General features: G+C 35.3%; 22 protein-coding genes, 1 tRNA gene and 1 riboswitch. Of the genes, 17 read left to right on the plus strand and 6 right to left on the minus strand.

Translation table 11 applies throughout. The features are described from left to right. Positions 1-245 precede the first annotated feature (245 nt). The 3 genes from secG (at position 246) to GXX20_00935 (ending at position 3422) form a co-directional block, all read left to right on the plus strand. Positions 246-494, plus strand: a complete 249-nt coding sequence (gene secG / locus GXX20_00925) for a preprotein translocase subunit SecG (GenBank protein HHW30230.1) — start codon at positions 246-248, stop codon at positions 492-494. A 175-nt stretch (positions 495-669) separates the two neighbouring features. Beyond that, positions 670-2979 (plus strand): ribonuclease R, encoded by a 2310-nt coding sequence (gene rnr, locus GXX20_00930; protein ID HHW30231.1) that lies wholly within the window; start codon positions 670-672, stop codon positions 2977-2979. Next, positions 2979-3422, plus strand: a complete 444-nt coding sequence (locus tag GXX20_00935) for a DUF523 domain-containing protein (protein HHW30232.1) — start codon at positions 2979-2981, stop codon at positions 3420-3422. Before rnr ends, GXX20_00935 begins: the two co-directional genes overlap by 1 nt. 11 nt (positions 3423-3433) lie before the next feature. On the opposite strand, the gene GXX20_00940 is transcribed toward GXX20_00935, so the two are convergent. After that, the gene (locus GXX20_00940; GenBank protein HHW30233.1) at positions 3434-3667 is read right to left on the minus strand and encodes an HPr family phosphocarrier protein; all 234 of its coding nucleotides are present in this window, start codon (positions 3665-3667) and stop codon (positions 3434-3436) included. Between the two features lie 315 nt (positions 3668-3982). Here GXX20_00940 and mtaB point away from each other — a divergent pair, with 315 nt between their 5' ends. The 6 genes from mtaB to GXX20_00970 all read left to right on the plus strand — a co-directional run bounded on the left by mtaB (position 3983) and on the right by GXX20_00970 (position 9026). After that, positions 3983-5287, plus strand: coding sequence for a tRNA (N(6)-L-threonylcarbamoyladenosine(37)-C(2))-methylthiotransferase MtaB (gene mtaB, locus GXX20_00945; protein HHW30234.1), 1305 nt, complete (start codon positions 3983-3985; stop codon positions 5285-5287). A gap of 129 nt (positions 5288-5416) precedes the next feature. Further along, positions 5417-5674: an IreB family regulatory phosphoprotein gene (locus tag GXX20_00950; protein ID HHW30235.1), complete on the plus strand. Its 258-nt coding sequence runs from the start codon at positions 5417-5419 to the stop codon at positions 5672-5674. A gap of 27 nt (positions 5675-5701) precedes the next feature. Next, the gene (locus GXX20_00955) at positions 5702-6649 is read left to right on the plus strand and encodes a 4Fe-4S binding protein (GenBank protein HHW30236.1); all 948 of its coding nucleotides are present in this window, start codon (positions 5702-5704) and stop codon (positions 6647-6649) included. 27 nt (positions 6650-6676) lie between these two features. Beyond that, complete coding sequence (gene ruvX / locus GXX20_00960; GenBank protein HHW30237.1) at positions 6677-7102, plus strand: Holliday junction resolvase RuvX; 426 nt, start codon at positions 6677-6679, stop codon at positions 7100-7102. Between the two features lie 234 nt (positions 7103-7336). Then, positions 7337-7666 carry a DUF1292 domain-containing protein gene (locus GXX20_00965; GenBank protein ID HHW30238.1) on the plus strand — a complete coding sequence of 110 codons (330 nt, stop codon included), beginning with the start codon at positions 7337-7339 and terminating at the stop codon, positions 7664-7666. Between the two features lie 184 nt (positions 7667-7850). Next, entirely contained in the window at positions 7851-9026 is a 1176-nt protein-coding gene (locus GXX20_00970; protein ID HHW30239.1) for a DUF3048 domain-containing protein, read from the plus strand. A gap of 134 nt (positions 9027-9160) precedes the next feature. Here GXX20_00970 and GXX20_00975 read toward each other — a convergent pair whose 3' ends face one another. Then, positions 9161-9553, minus strand: coding sequence for a hypothetical protein (locus GXX20_00975; GenBank protein ID HHW30240.1), 393 nt, complete (start codon positions 9551-9553; stop codon positions 9161-9163). A 308-nt stretch (positions 9554-9861) separates the two neighbouring features. Here GXX20_00975 and GXX20_00980 point away from each other — a divergent pair. Both GXX20_00980 and GXX20_00985 read left to right on the plus strand, forming a co-directional pair. Further along, positions 9862-9939, plus strand: a tRNA-Pro gene (locus GXX20_00980). 326 nt (positions 9940-10265) lie between these two features. Then, positions 10266-11021 (plus strand): FadR family transcriptional regulator, encoded by a 756-nt coding sequence (locus tag GXX20_00985; GenBank protein HHW30241.1) that lies wholly within the window; start codon positions 10266-10268, stop codon positions 11019-11021. Positions 11022-11153: 132 nt separating this feature from the next. Here GXX20_00985 and GXX20_00990 read toward each other — a convergent pair whose 3' ends face one another. From GXX20_00990 to GXX20_01005, 4 genes are all read right to left on the minus strand, one after another. Beyond that, entirely contained in the window at positions 11154-12416 is a 1263-nt protein-coding gene (locus GXX20_00990; GenBank protein HHW30242.1) for a TRAP transporter large permease, read from the minus strand. A gap of 2 nt (positions 12417-12418) precedes the next feature. Continuing rightward, positions 12419-12925, minus strand: a complete 507-nt coding sequence (locus tag GXX20_00995) for a TRAP transporter small permease (GenBank protein ID HHW30243.1) — start codon at positions 12923-12925, stop codon at positions 12419-12421. Positions 12926-13202: 277 nt separating this feature from the next. Then, complete coding sequence (locus GXX20_01000; protein HHW30244.1) at positions 13203-14240, minus strand: TRAP transporter substrate-binding protein; 1038 nt, start codon at positions 14238-14240, stop codon at positions 13203-13205. Positions 14241-14290: 50 nt separating this feature from the next. Continuing rightward, positions 14291-15286 carry an asparaginase gene (locus GXX20_01005; protein ID HHW30245.1) on the minus strand — a complete coding sequence of 332 codons (996 nt, stop codon included), beginning with the start codon at positions 15284-15286 and terminating at the stop codon, positions 14291-14293. 462 nt (positions 15287-15748) lie between these two features. On the opposite strand from GXX20_01005, the gene GXX20_01010 reads away from it, so the two are divergent. From GXX20_01010 to GXX20_01035, 6 genes are all read left to right on the plus strand, one after another. Continuing rightward, positions 15749-16639 (plus strand): hypothetical protein, encoded by an 891-nt coding sequence (locus GXX20_01010; GenBank protein HHW30246.1) that lies wholly within the window; start codon positions 15749-15751, stop codon positions 16637-16639. Positions 16640-16671: 32 nt separating this feature from the next. Continuing rightward, a complete protein-coding gene (gene pdxA / locus GXX20_01015) occupies positions 16672-17670 on the plus strand; it encodes a 4-hydroxythreonine-4-phosphate dehydrogenase PdxA (protein ID HHW30247.1) in 999 nt (332 codons plus the stop codon). A gap of 133 nt (positions 17671-17803) precedes the next feature. Then, positions 17804-19645 (plus strand): TIGR03960 family B12-binding radical SAM protein, encoded by a 1842-nt coding sequence (locus GXX20_01020; GenBank protein HHW30248.1) that lies wholly within the window; start codon positions 17804-17806, stop codon positions 19643-19645. Then, the gene (locus tag GXX20_01025; protein ID HHW30249.1) at positions 19638-20399 is read left to right on the plus strand and encodes a DUF2344 domain-containing protein; all 762 of its coding nucleotides are present in this window, start codon (positions 19638-19640) and stop codon (positions 20397-20399) included. Before GXX20_01020 ends, GXX20_01025 begins: the two co-directional genes overlap by 8 nt. 28 nt (positions 20400-20427) lie before the next feature. Continuing rightward, a complete protein-coding gene (locus GXX20_01030; protein ID HHW30250.1) occupies positions 20428-21717 on the plus strand; it encodes an Rne/Rng family ribonuclease in 1290 nt (429 codons plus the stop codon). Between the two features lie 21 nt (positions 21718-21738). Further along, positions 21739-22155: a YjbQ family protein gene (locus GXX20_01035; protein HHW30251.1), complete on the plus strand. Its 417-nt coding sequence runs from the start codon at positions 21739-21741 to the stop codon at positions 22153-22155. A 61-nt stretch (positions 22156-22216) separates the two neighbouring features. Continuing rightward, positions 22217-22326: riboswitch (TPP riboswitch) on the plus strand. Positions 22327-22411 lie beyond the last annotated feature (85 nt).

Here is a 22411-nt window from a genome sequence, read left to right on the forward strand (position 1 = left end):
AGTGTTTTCTCAATGACAGTATACCTTTTAAGCTGCTCTTGTGACATTAGATAATACACCTTGCCCTTCATAGTGACATTTTATCAAAATAATTAACAAGGTGACATTATCATAAAATAAACACATCAGTATTATAAAAGGACTTGTTTTTTCTGCGAGCCTATGTTAAAATGTAACTTACTGTTTAAATGGAAAAAGCTATTTTTCTTTTTTGTATAATTGTTTAAGCTATTGGAGGTGAATTTGTGTCAGCAGGGCAGATAATTGTTAATGTTATTTATATTATATTGTCGATAGCCATAATAGTTATGGTTTTATTCCAGTCAGCAAAATCAACAGGATTATCTGGGACAATAGCAGGTGGAGCAGAGACTTTTTTCGGGAAAAACAAAGGTAAAACTATAGATGCGCTTCTCAGTAAGTATACCTCATTTGTTGCAATAGCTTTTTTAGTAGTTTCTTTAGTATTGTTTATGTTGCTTAAAGGAATATAATGTTTATTTTTTATTTTAATGTTTATTTAGTTATAAAGATTGAATTAATAATAATGAATTCCAGCCGGGCATGTATATGCGCGGCTATTTTTGACTTAATAGAAATTAGTTTTATGGAAAAAATATAGGATTATAGAGATAGTATTAAAAAAATAAAACAGAGAGGATAAATGAGATGGAATTAAGCGGAAAACTTGCTGAGAGAAGAGAAAGAATATTAGCTTTTATGAGAGAAAAGGCATATAAACCGTTATCTTTCACTGAACTTTCAGTAGTGCTGGATGTTCCTCATGAGGACTTGGATCAATTAAGAATGGTATTGGAAAGCCTGGAATCAGATGGCCTTATATTTAGAACAAAGAAGAACAGATATGGGACACCGGAAAAAATGAATCTGATTGTAGGCCGGTTCCAGGGAAGTGAAAGAGGGTATGGTTTTGTAATACCCGATGACCAGAATATTAAAGATATATTTATTTCTGTTGATAATACAGGCGGTGCCATGCATAATGACAGAGTGGTTGCAAGGATTAATAAAAAAGGTTATAGCGACAGGAGAGCCGAAGGTGAAATAATCAGGATTATCAGCAGAGCGAATAATACAATTGTAGGAACATTCGAGTGCAGTAGGTATTTTGGCTTTGTAATTCCTGACAATACGAAAATTTCCGGTGATATTTTTATTCCAAAAGATGAGTTTGGTAATGCCAAACCTGGTGATAAGGTAGTGGCTGAGATAGTAAAATGGCCTGAAGCGAGAAGAAATGCAGAAGGCCGGATTATAGAAGTATTAGGTAGCAGTAAGGACACAGGAGTAGATGTTCTATCAATAATAAAAACATATAACTTAAAAGAAGAGTTTCCTTTTGATGTGGTACAGCAAGCATCTTCAATTCCGCAGGAAGTAACTGAAGATATGATAAAAGATAGAAGAGATTTAAGGAATCTCAGAATGGTCACTATAGACGGTGAAGATGCAAAAGACCTGGACGATGCCGTTTCTATTGAAAAACTTTCAAACGGAATCTACAAGCTTGGAGTTCATATAGCAGATGTAAGTTATTATGTTAAGGAAAATTCTCCTTTGGATAAAGAGGCTTTAAGAAGAGGGACCAGCGTGTATCTGGTTGACAGAGTCATACCAATGCTGCCAAGGGAATTATCCAACGGTATTTGCAGTCTGAATGCTAAAACTGACCGTTTGGCCTTTTCGGTAATTATGGATATTGATTCTACAGGTAAGGTTATCAACCATGAAATCTTTGAAAGTGTAATCAATGTCTCAGAGAGAATGACCTATACTGATGTATATAAAATATTGGAACTGGAAGACAAAGAATTAATGGAAAGGTATAAAGACCTTGTTGAAGACTTTAAGACAATGAAAGAACTTGCTCTAATACTTAATCAAAAAAGGATGGCAAGAGGAGCTATAAATTTTGATTTTGATGAGGCAAAAATCATTGTTGATGAAAATGGAAGGCCTATTGACATTCAAAAGTATGAAATAACAATTGCCAATCAGATAATAGAAGAATTTATGCTTGTATGTAATGAAACAATAGCAGAGCACTTTTATTGGGCTGATGTACCTTTCATTTACAGAATTCATGAAGATCCTGACAGCGAAAAGATTTCAGCATTTGCAGAGTTTGTGGCTACGTTGGGTTATAGGCTGAAATCAGTAAATAAAATTCATCCGAGGGTTTTACAGGATTTACTTGAGGATGCAAAGGGTACGAAGGAAGAAAAGTTAATCAGTTCAGTTATGCTGAGATCTCTGGCAAAGGCCAGATACAGCAGCGAAAGTGACAAACATTTCGGTCTTGCCACTAAATTTTATTGCCATTTTACTTCTCCTATAAGAAGATATCCTGATTTGATGATTCATAGAATTATTAAGGAGCATCTAAAGGGGCTACTTGATGAAACCAGGGAGAAAGAGTTAAACAGCAGTTTGCCGGAAATTGCACAGGTTTGTTCTCAAAGGGAAAGAGAGGCAGAGGATGCTGAAAGAGAAATTGAATTATTGAAGAAAGTTGAATTCATGAAACAGTTTGAAGGAAGAGTCTTCAAAGGGATAATTTCGGGAGTAACATCTTTTGGTATTTTTGTTGTATTGGATAACACAGTTGAAGGTCTTGTTAGATTGAGTGATTTGGACGATGACTATTATATATATAACGAAAAACTATACTCTTTGATTGGAGAGAGAACGAGAAAGACATACCGCATAGGTGACGAGGTGGTAGTACAGCTTGTAAGAGCAGATCTTTTAACAAAACAGATTGATTTTATGATTGTGGATGATGACTTAGAAGACGAAGATACAGAATTATACGATATATATGATTTTGCTGGAAAGGAAAATATAAGAAGCGATAGTGGTAATGGTAAAAGTAAAAAAACCCGCAAATCTAAAAAAGATGTAGATAAAAAAGTATTAGATAATGTTACCGGAAAAAGAAAAAGGAAGAAAAAATAATGGAGAATGTATTGGTAAGTGCATGTTTGGCTGGAGTAAACTGTAAATATAATGGCGGAAACAACTTAAGAAAAGATATCCAGGGAATTGTATCCCAGGGTAAAGCAATATTGGTTTGTCCAGAACAATTAGGGGGTTGTCCGACACCCCGGCCACCTGCGGAGATTCAAGGTGGTACAGGGGCAGATGTCCTTGACGGAAAATGTAAAGTCATAAATAGAAATGGAGAAGATGTAACTTACTATTTTATAAATGGTGCCGAAGAAACTTTAAAAATTGCTAAAATGGCAGGAATAAAAAGGGCGATACTAAAATCAAGAAGCCCTTCCTGCGGTTATGGCCAGATATATGACGGAAGCTTTTCCGGTAAGGTCAAAGAGGGTAATGGTGTAACTGCTGAATTATTGTTAAGAAACGGTATAATGCTTGAAAACGAAAAATAATGATTAAACCTTCAAACTGTGAATCCCTTTTCTTTAAGTTCATTGAAAAAAGCTTCACAATCATTAGTATGGGCCTCTACCCTGATTGGTTTACTAAGATCCAGGCTAAAAATACCCATGATGGATTTAGCATCAACAATATACCGGCCTGATACCAGATCAATATCAAAATCATATTTATTTGCGATATTTACAAAGTCTTTCACATCGTTAATAGATCTTAGTAATATATCAATATACGCCATAATATTTATTCTCCTTTACATAAATTATTAACTGCCTAACAATTGGATATAAACCCATGTTATTCATTTTATATATTACCCTCTTAATGTTACATAAAGGTTTCATTATTGTTAAAATATTTAAAATATTATTATTTTTAATTGATTATGCATATACTAAATTTTTGTGCTAAAATCTTATTCTACGGGTAATAATTTATAGGAAGAAATTAAAATAATTATCAATGCAGTAACCAGAGGTAATGAGAAATTTCTGAAGTAAGAATTTTTTCTAGTATATAATAATAGTACATTAATCTTTTAAAGGAGAAGAGAATGAAAAAAGTTGCTTTTTACACATTAGGATGCAAGGTTAACCAATATGATACCCAGGCGGTAAGCGATATTTTCAAAAAAGAAGGATATGAGATAGTGGATTTTAATGAGAAAGCTGATGTATATGTAATAAATACCTGTACCGTTACGGGACTTAGTGACCGAAAATCCAGACAGATGATCAGGCGTGCAAAAAGCAATAATGAGAATTCAATTATAGTGGTAATGGGATGTTATTCCCAAACATCACCTGAAGAAGTGGAAAAGATTCCTGAAGTAAATCTTATAATGGGTACCAAAGACAGGAATAAAATAATTGAATTTTTAAGAGAAATAGAGGAAGAAAAGGGAAGACTGAAAGTTGTTTCCGACATTATGCATACAAGAGATTTTGAAGAGCTTCATGTAGAGGAATACAGAGAACGGACAAGGGCATTTATAAAAATACAGGAAGGATGCAATCAGTTTTGTTCATATTGTATAATACCCTATGCCAGAGGACCTGTAAGAAGCAGAAAACCTGAAGATTTATTAGAGGAAATCAGAAGGCTTGCAGAGGACGGAATAAAAGAATTTGTCCTAACAGGCATCCATATTGCTTCCTATGGTAAGGATCTGGGGAATATAGATCTTGTGGATATTATTAAAAAAGTACACGACATTCCCGAGGTTGTCAGAATAAGATTAGGTTCAATTGAACCCGGGTTTGTAACAAAAGAATTTATTGACCAGGCAAAGGAGTTGGAAAAACTGTGCCCACATTACCATATATCGCTTCAAAGCGGCTGTGATGAGACTTTAAAGAGAATGAACAGGAAATATACTACCGGGCAGTTTAGAAACGTAGTTGAAGATTTGAGATCCAATATACCAGATGTTGCGATAACTACTGATATAATGGTTGGTTTCCCGGGAGAAAGCCAGGAAGAGTTTATGAAATCATATGAATTTGTTAAGGAAATTTCTTTTGCACATATGCATGTATTTAAATATTCCCCAAGGAAAGGGACACCTGCTGCCAGATTTAAGAATCAAATACCACCTGATGTCAAGGAAGAAAGAAGCAATATGCTTATAGGACTTTCAAAGGAGAAAAAACTTGAATTTAATAAAAAACATTTAAATAGAGTATTTCCCGTACTGTTTGAACAGGAAGTAAAAAATATGGAAGGCTATATCGAAGGATTAACTCCGAATTATATAAGAGTTATATGCCGGGGAAACCCTGATATGATTGAAAAAATTTATAATGTCCGGCTTCAGACGGCTTACGAGGATCACGTAATAGGTGAAATAATACACTAAAGATGTAAGAGATTTTTCTGCAATTAAAAATTTTCCTATGAATCTGGACTTTATAACGGGAAGCGATATTGCATAAACTGGGAGCATGTATTAATATATTAGTATTGGTAGGCAGGAGAGTGATAAGAAATGTTAGATAATGAAACCATGATGTTTAAAGTGGAAAAGGACAAGGCTGTTGAAGCACGTCAGATTTTAATGACTATTTATCAGGCATTGAAAGAAAAAGGCTATAATCCAATAAATCAGATAGTGGGGTATATTCTTTCAGGAGATCCTACCTATATTACTAATCATAAAAATGCCAGGAGTATTGTGAGGAGACTGGAGAGAGATGAGTTATTAGAGGAGATTCTTCGGTTTTATCTTGAAGGAAGAAAAGATTAGTCCTGACACCAGGATCCGGAGGAAAGAATGAAATATGTAAGTTTGGGAAACACCGGTATTATAGTATCCCGGTTATGTTTTGGAGGTTTGATAATTGGCCCTCTTCAGGCAAATCAGGATGTCCGGCAGGGTGCAGAAGTCATAGCAGCGGCTCTTGAGTCTGGAGTCAATTTCATAGATACCGCAGAACTTTATGGTACTTATCCGCATATTAGAGAAGCAATCAAGAAAACGAAAAAATTACCCGTTATATCAAGTAAATCTTATGCTTACACACAAGAAGGGGCAAGAGAAAGCTTAGAAAAAGCCAGACAAGCCCTTGATATTGATGTTATTGATATTTTTATGCTTCATGAGCAGGAAAGCCGCTTAACCCTGAAAGGTCACCGAGAGGCTCTTGAGTACTATATATCTGCAAAGGCAAAGGGATTGGTAAAAGCTGTAGGAGTATCAACACATAATGTAGAAGTAGTTGAAGCCTGTGCAGATATGCCTGAAATTGATGTAATTCATCCAATAATAAATAAAAAGGGATTAGGGATTGGGGACGGAACAATAGATGAAATGCTGTCAGCCGTAAAAAAGGCATATGATGCCGGAAAGGGCATATACAGCATGAAGCCTTTAGGGGGCGGAAATCTGCTTAATGATTATGAAGAAAGTCTAAACTTTGTTCTCAATCTGCCATTTGTTCATTCAATTGCCTTAGGTATGCAGTCTGTAGAAGAAGTTATTATGAATATAGCTTTTTTTAATGGAGAACCTGTTCCAGAGGAAATTGCAAATTTTCTTAAGAAAAAAAAGAGAAAACTTCATATAGATTATTGGTGCGAAGGATGCGGGAGATGTGTCCAAAGATGTAATTTGGGCGCTCTTAAAGTTGAAGAAGGCAAGGCTGTGGTAAATAAGGAGAAATGTGTCCTGTGCGGTTACTGCAGCAGTGTGTGTCCTCAATTTGCCATAAAGATTTTTTGACTTTTGTTTTTAGAGGGAGAATTATACATGAGAATAATGGGAATTGATTATGGAGATGCTAGAATAGGTGTGGCTGTTAGTGACCTGTTAGGCTGGACCGCTCAAGGGATTGAAACCATTCAATGGAAGGACTCTCTTAATAAGCCTCTGGAAAGAATAAAACAATTGGTTGATGAGTATTCCATAGGGAAAATAGTTGTCGGATTACCTAAAAATATGGATGGTTCAATAGGATTTAGAGGTGAGAAAACCCTTGAATTTATAAAGATGCTGGAAAGCAAGGTAAATGTAGAAATTATAAAATGGGATGAAAGATTAAGTACAGTTGCTGCTAACAAAGCCATGCATGAAATGGAAGTTAAGCTTTCGAGGAAAAAAAAGGTTGTTGATCAGATAGCTGCTGCCTATATATTACAAGGATATCTTGATAGTATAAATAATAAAATAATTTAAAAGATTAATGAATTTTAAGAATATATTGTGAAAAAAGTGGAAATAAGAATTTTATATGATATAATATCTTTATAATTTTTGAAACCAGGGTAATATTTCCTCCGGCGGGATTTTATAGATATTGGGAGGCATTTTTGCCGGAGTAAAAACTTACTTGCATAATTATATTATATAATGAATTTCTTCAAGTTCACTATATAATATAATAATCATAAATTAGAGGAGGTTTTTGCCATGTATGATGAAAGAGATGATGTAGTAGTACTTGTAGACGAAAATGGCCAGGAAATTGAGTTTCAACATATTGACACAATAGAGATGAACGGAAATGAATATGTGGTATTAGTACCCGCCGAGGAAGTTGAAGCCGATGAGGAAGAAGTCATTATTCTTAAGGTTGAACAGGATGAAAAAGGTGAAGATATTCTTGTAAGTGTAGAAGATGAAGAAGAATTGGATGAGGTATTTGAAGAATTCAAGATGAGAATGGATAATGAATATGATTTCTTTGATGACGATGAATATGAAGAGGAAGAAAAAGAGGATGAAGAAGAGGAGGAATAATACGATTATTTGAGTTAAATAAAATTTTAAAAGTGCATGAATTTAAATGAAAGAACTAAAAGGAGTCAAAAAACTCCTTTTTTTATGGAATTTTTTATGTTTTCTTTATATAATATAAAAGATTATTTTAATTTTTTAGTATAAAATTTAATTATCCATTTTCTATTCTTTGGGGGAGAACAGTATGATAAAGTTTAAGAAAAGCACAAATGAAAAAGATAGAAAAATTGTAATTAAAAAGAATGGTTTCCAGCTTACAAAAAATAATAAAATTCTGTTGATTTCCGGGCTGTTAATTGCCGTAATTATAATTTTTGCGGCAATTATAATTGCAAACAATAGTGGAGACAGCCTACAGCCGGTTGCAAATACCGAAGATGAAACAGATATAGTACCTGAAGATAATTTGAATAGTGATGAAAATGGATCTGATACAGCGGATGATTCAGAGGATAATAAGGACATTAATCCAAAGGAGGAATTTATCTTACCTAAAGAAGGTATAAGACCTTATGCGGTAATGATAGACAATGAGGGGACAAGATCTCTTCCTCAGGGAGGATTATATAAAGCCCAGTTAATTTATGAGATAATTGTGGAAGGCGGAGAAACAAGGCTAATGCCTGTGTTTTGGGATTCAAGTCCTGAGTTGATCGGGCCGGTAAGGAGTTCCAGACATTATTTTCTTGATTATGCTATGGAGCATGATGCCATATATGTTCATTACGGATGGAGCCCAATGGCTCAGAGAGACATATCAGCTTTTAAGATAAACAATATTAACGGAGTTGGTTATGGAGGAGAAATTTTCTGGGAATTAACCAAGGACCCGAATAATTGGCAGGATTCTTATACTTCAATGGAAAATATTAAAAAGTTCACAGAAAAAGCCAAATATAGGACAAGTACCGAAAAGAAGCTGCTTTTTGAGTATAATGATACGGATAAAGAACTGGAGAATGGTGAGAGAGCTGAAAAAATAACCATGAGATATTCATCAGGCTATACCTGCGGTTTTGAGTATGACAGCGAAACAGGATTATATAACAGGTTGAGAAAAGAAAAACCTCATATGGAAAGAAACACTAACGAACAGCTTACTGCAAAGAATATAATAATCCAGAAAGTAAAAAACTATCCTATTCCTGGCGATCCGGAAGGAAGACAGGAAGTAGTAACTGTTTCAAAGGGAAGCGGCTGGTATATAACAGGCGGTAAAGCAATAGAAATAAACTGGTCCAAAGATTCCCGAAATGCACAGACAAAATACACTGATAAAAACGGAAATCCAATCACTCTTAATCCCGGCCAGACCTGGATACAAATTGTTCCTATTGAAGGTGCAGTTACAATAGAATAGCTGGAAGGAAGCACGGGGACGGGTCAAGAGCACAGGGACGGTTCTTCTGCTTTACGTTTTGACGGAAGCAGAAGAACCGTCCCCATGCTTCCCCGTCCCTGTGCTTCCCGAAGAACCGTCCATGCTTCCTCTGTTTAAGTTTTTCTTGTAAACTCATTTCTGCATTTAGGACAAATAATAAGGATTTTTCCTTTACCCTTCGGAAGACGTAAAGTTGCTTTACATTTGGGGCACTTAAAATATTTATGGGTTTTTGAATCTATGATGCGCTTTTGCAATTTATTAAACCATGCATAGACTGGGCTCATAAGCATCATGAACTTATAATTTTCCATTCTGCGTTTATTAATATTTTTTGAAAATGTTCTAAAAACGCATATACCCATAGGTATATAGCTCAGTATCATTAAGAAAGGAAACCTTAATATTTGACCAAAAAAAGTCAATAATATTGAAAGTATAAGGAGAGCTATTGAAAGATGGTCGCCTCCGTACCTGCCTGTCATAAAATTCCTTAACCAGTTCATTTATTTCACTCCCACTAAGAAATCAAATTATTTAACATAAAACTAAATTATGCTATATTAATCAAATAATATCTTGAAAATTTATATTCTTGTAATATAGTCATTATTAAACTTCTATTTGCATAAAGTACAAAATATGACAGTATAAATAAAGTTTATCATATATTGCATACGTCAGTATTATAAAGCTATTACAAAAAATAGTCAAAAGAATTGGTTTTAAGAAGTACTTGTGATTTATTCATATTTGGTTTATAATCTATAATGTTGATTGCGAAATAAATATATAATATTATAATCTTATGTATCGGGGTGTGGCTCAGTTTGGCTAGAGCGCTTGGTTCGGGACCAAGAGGCCGCAGGTTCAAATCCTGTCACTCCGACCAATACAAAATGAAGGGCTACAGTGTTAATGCCCTTCTTTTCTTATGTTTTAGACTTATTTTTTTACTTGTGTTATGTTACAGGGTGCTATGTGAATCAAATCAATCAATCTATTCATCAAAATCTTGAAAATAAGGATAGATTAAGGTAAAATATCGTCAGATATTCGTATATTAATTAGAAATACCGTAGCAATCCCAATATAATATAAACTCGATAGCTGATATTTAATAGTAATATACTGAATAAGCCTCTTTACGGCAATTTTGTATTTTATTTGATTAAGAAATATGTTTTTATAATTAATATAAAAATGGATGTGATAAATTTGTCAATGTCACCAATAAAAATACAAAGTAAAAGTGATCAGGTTGTTTCCCAGATAATTGATATGATCCTGGAAGGCAAACTGAAACCAGGTGACCGTCTTCCCGTAGAAGATGCATTGGCTAAGAATTTTGGAGTTAGCAGAGTTACAATACGTGAAGCATTTAAAAATTTGAGTCTTATGGGACTTGTTGATATTAGGCAAGGTGATGGGACTTTTGTAAAAACAATCTCTCCTGATTTTTATATGAGACCTCTTCTGCCCATGATGATTCTTAATCCCCAAAATATGGATCAATTATATGATGCAAGAAGAGCGGTGGAATGTGGAGCTGCACGTTCGGCTGCATTATATCGTACATCCGATGATTTAAATAAACTTAAATATTACCAGGAACAAATGCAAAAATATTTTCATTCTTTTTCAAAAATATCAAAAGAACAGTATACTTCTGCTGACGAAGGTTTTCATTGTGCATTGATTGAGGCGTCCCATAATTTTTATTTTTCAAAAATATTTGAAACAATATACAGTATTTTGATTACTGGAATTAAGAAAACAAGTAGAACCCATGTGGGACGTAAAGCCTCAATTGTCGAGCATGCCAAAATTATAGAAGCCATTGAAAAACAGGATGCAGACCTTGCAGAATCATGTATGTCCGAACATCTTATAAATGCTAAAAAGTTTTATTTTGATGAATTAAACAATGAAATAGACAATGAAAACAATGAAGAAAACGATGTGAATGAGTAGGCAATGAGGTTGAACTCAAATAAATCCAATGGGGACGAACCCAAATAATCAAAAATGGCGGACGATCTTATAATCATCCGCCCCAAAATATTGCCTCTATATGCCAAAAATCAAATGTCAATTATGTTTTCTTTAGAATGTCATCAGCAGCTGTGGCACGAATATAAATACTATAAGAAGCAGAACATATACTCCGATATATGGAACAACATAACGCACAACATCTTCAAATTTTGATTTACTGACGTTAGTGGCAACAAACAGATTTAGTCCTACAGGTGGAGTAATCTGGCCTACTGCCAGTGCAATAATCATAAATACTCCAAAATAAATCAAATCTATATTGGCAGCCCGCGCAATTTCCACAAGTGTTGGAGTAATCAATACCAGTGCACCCACATTATCCATAAAACAGCCTATAATCAGTAAAAGTACTAATACTATGAACATAATGACATACTGATTTGAAGTTACTCCAAGTACGGAAGCTGCTATCCTTTGTGGCACCTCTTCACGTGCTATGATATAACCAAATATTGATGCAGTTGCCATTAACATTAGGATCATAGCAATATTTTCAATAGACTTCATAAAAATGTTAAATATTTGTTTGAGACTAAGGGTACGATATACAAACAAACCTACGATAACACCATACAAACATGCGACAGCAGCTGATTCTGTAGCGGTAAAAATTCCTGAGTAAATACCCCCCAAAATAATTAGAGGCATCATTAGGGCTATTATACTATCTTTTACGATTTTTATGATTTCTGACTTGCTGTACTTAGTCTTTCTGACAGGAATATTATCTCTCTTTGCAATGAAATAATTTAAAATCATTAAAGCTATGGCGATTAATATTCCTGGGACAAAACCACTAGCAAATAACCGTCCGATTGAGACACCCGCAGTAACACCATAAACAACCATGGTCAAACTTGGAGGAATAATTAATCCCAGACAGCCTGATGCCGCAACAACAGCTGCTGAATAGTCCCGCTTATAGCCATGTTCACTCATTGAAGGAATCATAATTGAACCAATTGCGGCGGTGGTTGCTGGGGCAGAACCTGATATGGCACCAAAAAAAGCCGACGCACCGGTACTAACGCTGGCCAAGCCTCCACGCATACGGCCAACAAATAAATCTGCAAGAGCAACCAATTTATTGGAAATTTGGGCTTCTGCCATGATATTTCCGGCAATCAGGAAAAGGGGGATTGCCATATAGTTAAAATTATTCAAACCACTATATACTTTCTGGGCAATAATCATTAATGGCACTTCACCTGAATATGCCATTGATATTGCTGACCCTATGCCAAGAGTAAAGGCGATAGGTACACCCAATAATAATAGTATAATAAAAGAGATAAATAATACTGTTACCATTTTTAACTCCTTTCTTTGACAGAATGACCCGCCATAGAAGACTTAGACGAAGAACTTACCTCCTGAACAAACAAGGCAGCTAGATTCATTAATGCAACAGCACCTGTAATAGGTACTACAAACATTATAAAGCCTATTTTTAGAGCTGGCATTGATGGAGACCTCTGAGTCATTGCCTGAATAGATAATTGGGTACCGAAAAATAACAGTATCAAAAAAAACAAAGCCATAACCAGAATAGAAAAAAGTATGGCAGCCTTTTGAAGTTTGGGTGGTAGTTTGTCCCGGAATAATTCTACTGCCACATGGGACTTTGTACTAATTCCAAGCGCGGCACCCAGCAAACCCACCCAGATCATACAATACCTAGAGATTTCTTCCACCTGGGCTATTGAAATATTTAAAAATTTTCTTGATAACACCTGGAAAATGACTAAAGAGGTCATTAAAATAAGTAAAACCGTACATATTACTCGTAAAAATCCATTAATCTTTTCAATGACTTTCATGTAAGAGAGCCCCCATTCTAACACAAAATAAACTTCCGTCTATCTACCGTACAGTAATGGGTAACATTTCTCCATGCTTATGCTGGTATGTATAAACACTTGAAAAGAATATAAATTATATGACCTTACTCAGGTAAATGTTACCCATTAATTCTATTACAATTATATCTCCATATAAGAGTATTTTCATACATATATACATCTGGTGAATAGTATATTACTGCACGGCTTACGCTTACAACGAACCTGGAGAAGGCTATTTAATAGCTTTATTGTATTATTCTTTTAGTTCAAGAATTGCATCAATGAGTTCAGATCCAAATTTTTTCCTGGCCTTTTCAATGACTGGTTGAACTGCTTCTTCAAATGGAGCCTTATCCGGATCTGTAATTTCCATTCCATTTGCTTCAATTTCTTTCCATTGCTCAGCTTCCAGCTCTTCAACATACTGTGTATGTTTGATTGCATACTCTTTTGCCGAGTCAACCAGAATTTTTTGAAGGTCGGAAGGCAACGCATCAAACTTTTTCTTGTTTATTAATAAAGGTGAACATGAATGAATATGACCTGTTCGTGCGACATACTTTTGAACTTCATAGAATTTCTGTGTAATAATATGAGCCGGCGGATTTTCCTGTCCATCAACTGTATTCAATTGTAACGCAGAATATAATTCACCAAATGAAATAACTGTTGGGATGGCACCTAGCGCAGTGAAAGTATCCAGGTACACTTCACCTTCAGGAACTCTGATCTTTAAGCCTTTTACATCTTCCGGTGAATTAATCGGACGCTTGGAATTGGTAATGTGTCTGAATCCATTATCCCAGAAGGCAAGGCAAAATGCTCCTGTTGGTGTAATAAGGTCAGCAAATTTTTGGCCAATTTCACCATCCAATACTTTTCTGAGATGAGTATTATCTTTAAACAGGAATGGTAAATTCAGAATACCCATTTCAGGAACCCAGTTTGATAAAACCATGTCAGAGGTTAACACCATATCATGTGTTCCAAGCATTGTTCCTTCGGTGGACTCCATCTGGTTACCCAGTTGGTCTGAAGGAAATACAGAAATAATTATCTGGCCATTTGTTTTCGTTTTTACATCTTCTGCAAATTTCTCCAGCATGTACTGATAATGATGATTTGGAGCGCCAGTATGTCCCAGCTTAAATTCGTATACTTTACCCGAACTGGCTGCATTATCTCCAGAAGAGGTTGGTGTTGTATTTGAGGTTGATCCGGATTTGCCACCGCAAGCCGCCATAGATAGTGCCATAGATGTGATTAATAAAAATATTAATAATTTTTTCATATAAATCACCTCAAATGGTAATGTTTAGTAGATACCACACAAAAACTTATTTAATTCTTGTCAAATTCAATTTGAATATCATTCTTATTTGTAATACCACTAGCCAATAGGACCATTAATTTTATCCGTGCCTTTTTCGATGTATAATCGTGACCACTTATAGCTCCCATCATCAATAGATCATTTAATCCCCCCTTGTATCCATAAACTGGTGCAACCTCCCCATCTGGACAAGAAGTTGTGATAACAACTATCACTCCTTTCTCTATTGCAGATTTAATTCTTTCCGCAGTCCCTAAAGTTGTATTGCCGCGCCCAAATGCTTCAACAATCAATCCTGATGCTCCTCTGGACACATAGTAATCAATAATTGAATTATCCATATCCATATATTCTTTGATAATTTCAACGTTTGGCAATTTATCCCCTATACGGTAGGTTTTATTTAAAAATGGACGGCTAAAATAATGAACATGTCCTTCATCAACTATACCTATTGGGCCATTACGAGGAGCCCCGAATCCATTAATATTTGATGCATGTATTTTTGTAACATATCTGGCTGTAAATATCCTGTCATTAAAGGATACTAATACGCCTAACCCACGGCTATCGTCAGAAGAAGCGACAATTAATGCGTTGGTTATATTATGGAATGCATCTGTATTATTTTCTGTGGGGCTGTATTGTGAACCTGTAATAACCAGCGGTATGTCCAAGTCCCATAACAAGGAAAGAAAATAAGCAGACTCTTCAAGAGTATCGGTTCCATGTGTCACAACGAAACCATCACAATTCTCTTCTGCCGCCATTTGCTTCATTACTTTAAATAAATTTATATTTTTTTCAAAAGACATTTGATTACTTGGAATTTGATAGAGTGACCTGACAACAACTTGTACTCTATTGCATAAACCTTTACTATTAAGGTTGCATTTGGATAAAAGCTCTTCACCGGTTTGTTCACCGGCCATAAGTTTCCCTGTTTTTTCATCAACTTTGCTTGCGATAGTACCACCTGTACTAATCAATGCTATTTTTTTCATATCGCCCACCTGCCAAGTAATAGGAATTTTATTAGTTATATCAAGATGTGAATAAAATTATGTTAAAATGAAAGCTGACCTGCAAGTAAAAGAATATAATTACTATGCTTTTACTTAACTAAATGCTTTTATTTAACTAACTTGTCATAGACAGATGGATATTAGGTTGCATAATCATGTTATCATATTATGATTATGTTTACAATACTCATTTTAAAGTTTGTGATAAATTTTTCTGTTAAATAAATGAGGATAAAATATGGATGTAATAATCTTAAAATAGTTATCATTCATTAGAAATAAACAATCTTTACTTTAAAAAATAATATGGATATCATAGTGTTATGTTAATTAAAATTCCTGGTGTATTAGGATATTTTCTGAGCTTCATTTTATTAAGGTGTAAATTACATCTGAAAAATAAATAAATAACACATTAACAATATAAGGAGAAAATTTACTATGCTAATAAATCCGTACAATATTCAAGGAGAATGGTATAAAGGAAATCTTCATACACATACCTCCAACAGTAAATGTGGCCATTATTCAGTTGAAAAAGTAATAGAGCTTTACACCTCTTGCGAAATAGAATATGATTTTCTTGCCATTACAGACCATTGTAATCTGACAGAGCTTGCAGATTATTTTGATGATAAAAAAATAATATTATTCCAGGGAGTTGAGTACAAGAGAAAAAAGTTTCAAACCCTGGGCATTAATATTTCTAAATACTATGATACTCTCGAAGATAATGAAGCCAATACACAGGAGATTATTCAGGAGGTAAATTCACAAGGAGGTATTAGTATTATTTGCCACCCGCATATGTTATGGGATGATTACTGGCCTGTAGAAATGTTGAATAAATTATCGGGTTACAAGGGAATAGAGATTTTCAACAACAATGTAAAGATGAATAATGCCGGGCGTGCCTTAGCCACAGATGTATGGGATTACTTGCTGAGTAAAGGGAAAAAGATTGCAGGTTTTGCAAACGATGACATGCATATATTTAACAGGACAGGTGGAGCCTTTAATATGGTTTTGGCTGCAGAAAGAAGCCGGTACTGTATAATGGATGGCATTATTAATGATAGATTTTATGCATCTACCGGGATTATAATAGATTCTATAGAGGTTGCAGAGAAAGCAATTTATATAAAAACCTCATTACCTGTAATTTTTAGATTTATTGGAAAAGGGCCCGTAATTTTAAAAGAGCAATTTGGAACTGAAGCTCATTATATATGTAAAGATAATGAGCCATATGTGCGTGTGGAAATGATCAGGGAGGACGGAGCCATGGCATGGACGCAACCTTTTTATAATACAATGGCAGTCAAATTCTAATACTGATAATCTCTTATACTTGGAGGATGGAAATGAACAGACCAATAATAGGTATACCTATGGGTGATCCGGCTGGTATAGGCCCGGAAATAGTATTAAAGGCACTTAGAAACAAAGAATTATACGGTATTTGTAAGCCATTGATAATTGGAGATATAAGAGTTTTAAAGCATATTGATACTGTCATAGGTTCAGGACTTGTATTGAATTCAGTATCTCATCCGGATCAGGGTATTTACAGCCCTGGAACTGCTGACGTATTATCTTTAGACAACGTGGAATTGTCAAAACTTAAATACGGCAAAGTACTGGCTATGGCTGGTAAAGCCGCATATGATTATATTGTTGAGTCGGCAAGATTGGCCTCATCCGGCGAAATAAGGGCAATTGCTACAGCTCCTATAAATAAGGAGGCTATAAAGAATGCCGGTATTAAATTCATAGGACATACTGAAATGTATGCCGCTCTTACAAATACCAATGATCCCTTAACCATGTTTGAAGTAAGGAACATGAGGGTGTTTTTCCTTTCAAGGCACGTCTCCCTAAGAGAAGCCTGCAATATGGTAACAAAAGACCGGATTGTAGATTATCTGGTACGATGCAACCAGGCTTTAACGCAGCTTGGACTTAAGAAGAAAGTTATTGCTGTTGCAGGGCTCAATCCCCATAATGGTGAGAATGGACTATTTGGAGATGAGGAAGTAAATCATATTATACCTGCTGTAAATGAGGCAAGAGAGAAAGGGATCGATGCAGTAGGACCTGTTCCTGCAGATTCTGTTTTTGCTCAGGCTTTAAAGGGTAAATATGATGCAGTTCTGTCTCTTTATCATGATCAGGGTCACATAGCAACAAAAACCGTTGATTTTGAGAGAACCATTTCTTTGACCATCGGCATGCCTTTTTTGAGAACTTCAGTGGATCATGGAACTGCTTTCGATATAGCGGGAAAAGGAATAGCCAGCTCTGTAAGTATGGAGGAAGCCATTAGATTGGCGGCCTTATACGGAAAGAACTATGGAATTTGATTAGAAGCGACTATTAAATAATTGCATACCTTGCTAAAAATTGTATAATTGGGTAATATTAAATAATAGTATTAAACAACAATTTTTTAACGCGTGGACTTGTTATTTGTATAAAGTGAAGCGGGAGGACAGGATGACAGTAAGACTAACAGATGAAATACTTCAGAGTGTAGAAAAACCTTCAAGATACATTGGCAATGAATGGAATAGTGTTCATAAAAACACCGGAGAAATAAAAGTCAGATTCGCTTTTTGTTTCCCTGATATATATGAGATAGGCATGTCCCATCTTGGTATGAAAATATTATATCATTTGCTGAATGAAAGACCGGATACCTGGTGTGAAAGAGTATTCGCACCCTGGGTGGATATGGAAAGAATAATGAGGAGTGAGAATATCCCTCTCTTTGCACTGGAATCTCATGATCCGGTAAAAGATTTTGACATGTTGGGATTTACCTTGCAATATGAAATGAGTTATACAAATATTGTCAATATGCTTGACCTTGCAGGTATACCAATCAGAGCATCCCAAAGAGGAGAAAATCATCCATTCGTCTGTGCAGGAGGACCTTGTGCCTATAATCCGGAGCCTCTTGCAGAGGTAATTGACTTTTTCCTTATAGGAGAAGGAGAAGATGCAATTAATGAGATTATTGACACATATATATCCTGGAAAGGTAAAAAGCTGCCAAGGAAAAACTTCTTAGAAATGGTAGCTGCCATAGAAGGGGTATATGTCCCGTCTTTTTATGATATAAATTATAATTCCGACGGCACAATTAAAGAAATAATACCCAAAAGTGACAGGTATCCGGCCAAAATAAGAAAACGGATAATAATAAACCTTGATGATGTATATTACCCTGAAAAGCCCATAGTTCCTTTTACAGGAATTGTTCATGACAGAATAATGCTGGAGGTTTTCAGAGGGTGTATAAGAGGTTGCAGATTTTGCCAGGCTGGTTATGTTTACAGGCCAGTAAGGGAGAAATCTTCAGGGAAACTTACAGAAACCGCAAAAAAATTGGTAGAAAGTACCGGCTATGATGAAATATCTTTAACATCTTTAAGTACCAGCGACTATACCTCTCTTGAAGAACTGACCCAGAATCTTATTGATGACATGGAGCCAAAGAAAGTAAGCCTTTCACTCCCATCGCTGAGAATAGATTCTTTTTCCCTGAATTTGATGGAAAAAGCTCAGAAAGTAAGAAAGGGAGGACTAACTTTTGCACCTGAAGCAGGGACTCAAAGATTGAGAGATGTCATTAATAAAGGTGTAACAGAAGAAGATCTGATGAATTCTGTTTCTACCGCTTTTTTAGGCGGTTGGGGCAGTGTCAAGCTATATTTCATGCTGGGTCTTCCTACAGAAACCGCTGAAGATATAGAAGGCATTGGAGATCTTGCGGAGAAGGTTGTAAAAATTTACAGGGAGACACCAAAAGAGAAAAGAGGAAAAAAACTGGAAGTTACTGTGAGCACTTCTTATTTCGTTCCAAAGCCATTCACCCCTTTTCAGTGGGAAGCTCAGGATACCATGGAAGTTTTGAGAGAAAAACAGAAAATACTAAAAAATAAGATTAAGAACAGAGCTATAATTTTTACCTGGAATGATCCTGAACTCAGTTTTTTAGAAGCTGTTTATGCGAGAGGAGACAGAAGGACAGGTGAAGTTCTTATTAAAGCATGGGAAAAAGGATGCAAATTTGACAGCTGGGATGAAAACTTTAAATTTAATAAATGGATGGAAGCCTTTAATGAATGTGGTATAGATCCAACCTTCTATGCAAACAGAAAAAGAGAGTATGATGAGATTTTTCCATGGGAACACATAGATATAGGCGTGACCAAACAGCATTTAATTAGAGAAAATAAAAAAGCCTATCAGGGGAAATTAACGGAAAATTGCAGGGTAAATTGTTCGGGATGTGGAGCAGCCATATTTGGGGGAGGTATATGTATTGAGTAGTATTAGGGTAAAGTTTACACGCGGTGATGAAGTTAAGTATATTTCACACCTGGATATGATGAAGGCATTTGAAAGAGCTCTAAGACGTTCCGGATTACCAATTTCTTATTCCCAGGGTTTTAATCCTCACCCGAAAATGGTTTTCGGTTTACCCCTGTCTGTAGGAGTGACCAGTGAAGCAGAATATGCTGATTTTGAGCTGGAAGAGATAATTGAAACCAGGGAGTTTATGGAAAGGCTAAATTCGCAACTCCCTTCAGGATTAAAAATTATTGATGCTAGGGAGAAAAAAACAAAAGGCAATATCATGGCGGAGATTTGCAGAGCATCCTATAGTATAAGAGTGATTTCTGAAAAGGATACAAGCCTTGAAGAAATTAATAAAGGTATAGAACAATTTATGAATAAACAAGAAATAATTGTAAAAAAGGAAACAAAGAGCAAGGTGAAGGATACTGATATCAGAAAGATGATATTTTTCATGCAGGTTCTTCCCTTGGATTTAACCAAAAATAAGACTTCATATAATATGACATTAGAAAATATGACTTCAGAAAACTGCAGCAATAAGAAAACCATGTATGAATTAAAACTTACCCTTAGCGCAGGCAGTAAGGCAAACTTAAAGCCGGAGCTCTTAATAGAGGCTTTTAACAGTGTATCAGGCCAGAAACTAATCATTAAAAAAATCCATAGAACTGAATTATTTGTTGATATAAATGGAAAAGCCTCTGACCCTATGATAGTATGTTAAATGGTATATACTGTTTTGAGGTGGTTGAATGTCAAACGAAATACTCGTTGATGTAGGAATTGATGAAACAAGGGTCGCACTTATCGAAAATAGAGAATTAGTTGAATTTTATATTGAAAGAACTAGCTCTGAAAGACTCGTAGGCAATATTTACAGGGGAAAAGTTTCAAGTATTCTTCCGGGAATGCAGGCAGCCTTTATAGATATTGGATATGAAAAAAATGCTTTTTTATATGTGGGAGACGCATCCGCTAGAACGAATTATGCAGAAGAGGAAGAAGAGCTTTTTGAGGAGGGCGGAGAGTTTCATATTGAAGATATACTGGTACCAGGTCAGGAAATCACTGTTCAGGTGATCAAGGAACCTATTGGAAATAAAGGCCCTAGAGTTACAACGTATATAACACTTCCGGGAAGGTATTTGGTTTTACTTCCTAATGCTAATTATATTGGTATTTCAAGAAGGATAGAAAACGAAGAAGAAAGGAATAAACTAAAAAAAATTGCTGAAGAAATTAAGCCTGATGGAATGGGACTAATAGTCAGGACTGTTTCAGAAGGTATGGTGGCTGAAGATTTTAAACAGGATCTAAACTTTCTTTGCAAACTTTGGGAATCAATAAAGCAAAGGGAGAGAGTCTCTTCTGCACCCCGCTGCTTACATAGGGATTTTAACCTTGTATACAGGGCAGTAAGGGATTTATTCACTAAAGATATTACCAGGTTTATAATAAATGACCGTCAGGAATATAAAAAAGTTCTTGAATACGTAGAAATGATTTCACCTGGTCTTAAATACCGTGTTGAATATTTTAATAATGGATATAATTTATTTGATTTTTACCAGGTTGAATCAAAGATCATGAAAGCTCTCTCAAGGAAAGTATGGCTCAAGTGCGGGGGATATCTTGTCATTGACAGAACTGAGGCTCTTACCGTTATAGATGTAAATACAGGGAAGTATACCGGCAAAAACAGTCTGGAGGATACAGTTCTAAAAACCAATCTGGAAGCTGCAAAGGAGATCGCAAAGCAGCTCAGGCTCAGGGATATAGGCGGCATTATTATAATTGACTTTATTGATATGCATGAGGAAAGTCATCAGCAAATGGTTTTGGATGAATTAAAACAGTCATTGAAGAAGGACAGAACCAAAACCACCGTTGTGGGAATGACAGGCCTGGGGCTTATAGAGATGACCAGAAAAAAAGTAAGGCAGGAGCTGCAGACAATGTTAAATGTAGACTGCCCTTATTGTAATGGTACTGGTAAAACTCTTTTATCTGAACCAGTTGAAAAAAATACATTATATAGATAATCCAATTAATGGGAGGTTTTTATGAAAAGCTACAGAAAGGAATTATGGTTTGAAACAAAAAAAAGGAGAGAGTTTATAAATATAACTCCAATCATTGAAAACTGTCTCAGAGAAAGCGGAATAAAAGAAGGATTGCTCTTATGTAATGCCATGCATATTACTTCAAGTGTATTTATTAACGATGATGAAAGCGGACTCCATAAAGATTTTGAAATTTTTTTGGAGAAGCTCGCCCCTGAAAAACCTTATGATCAGTATTATCATAACGGATTCGAAGACAATGCTGATGCCCATTTAAAGAGAACTATAATGGGCAGGGAGGTAGTTGTCGCAATTACAGGAGGAAAGCTGGACTTCGGACCCTGGGAGCAAATTTTTTATGGAGAATTTGACGGAAAGAGAAGGAAAAGAGTCCTTGTTAAAATTATAGGAGAATGAGTAAGCATTTTTCAAAGGCTTGACATTATTTAATAGTTGTACTAATATTGTTATAAAATAAATAATATACTTGGGGAGCTGAATTAATTCGGCTGAGAGGGAACTGTATGGTTCCGACCCATATTACCTGAACCGGATAATGCCGGCGGAGGGAAGATATTATCGAAATAAATAATTGGACAATATTTTACCCTTTATTTCCGGTTCGGGAGTAAAGGGTTATTTATTTGTTTTCTAAATTATTGTATTAGCTTAA

The sequence above is a fragment of the Clostridiaceae bacterium genome, assembly GCA_012840395.1.
Lineage (GTDB): Bacteria > Bacillota > Clostridia > Acetivibrionales > DULL01 > DULL01.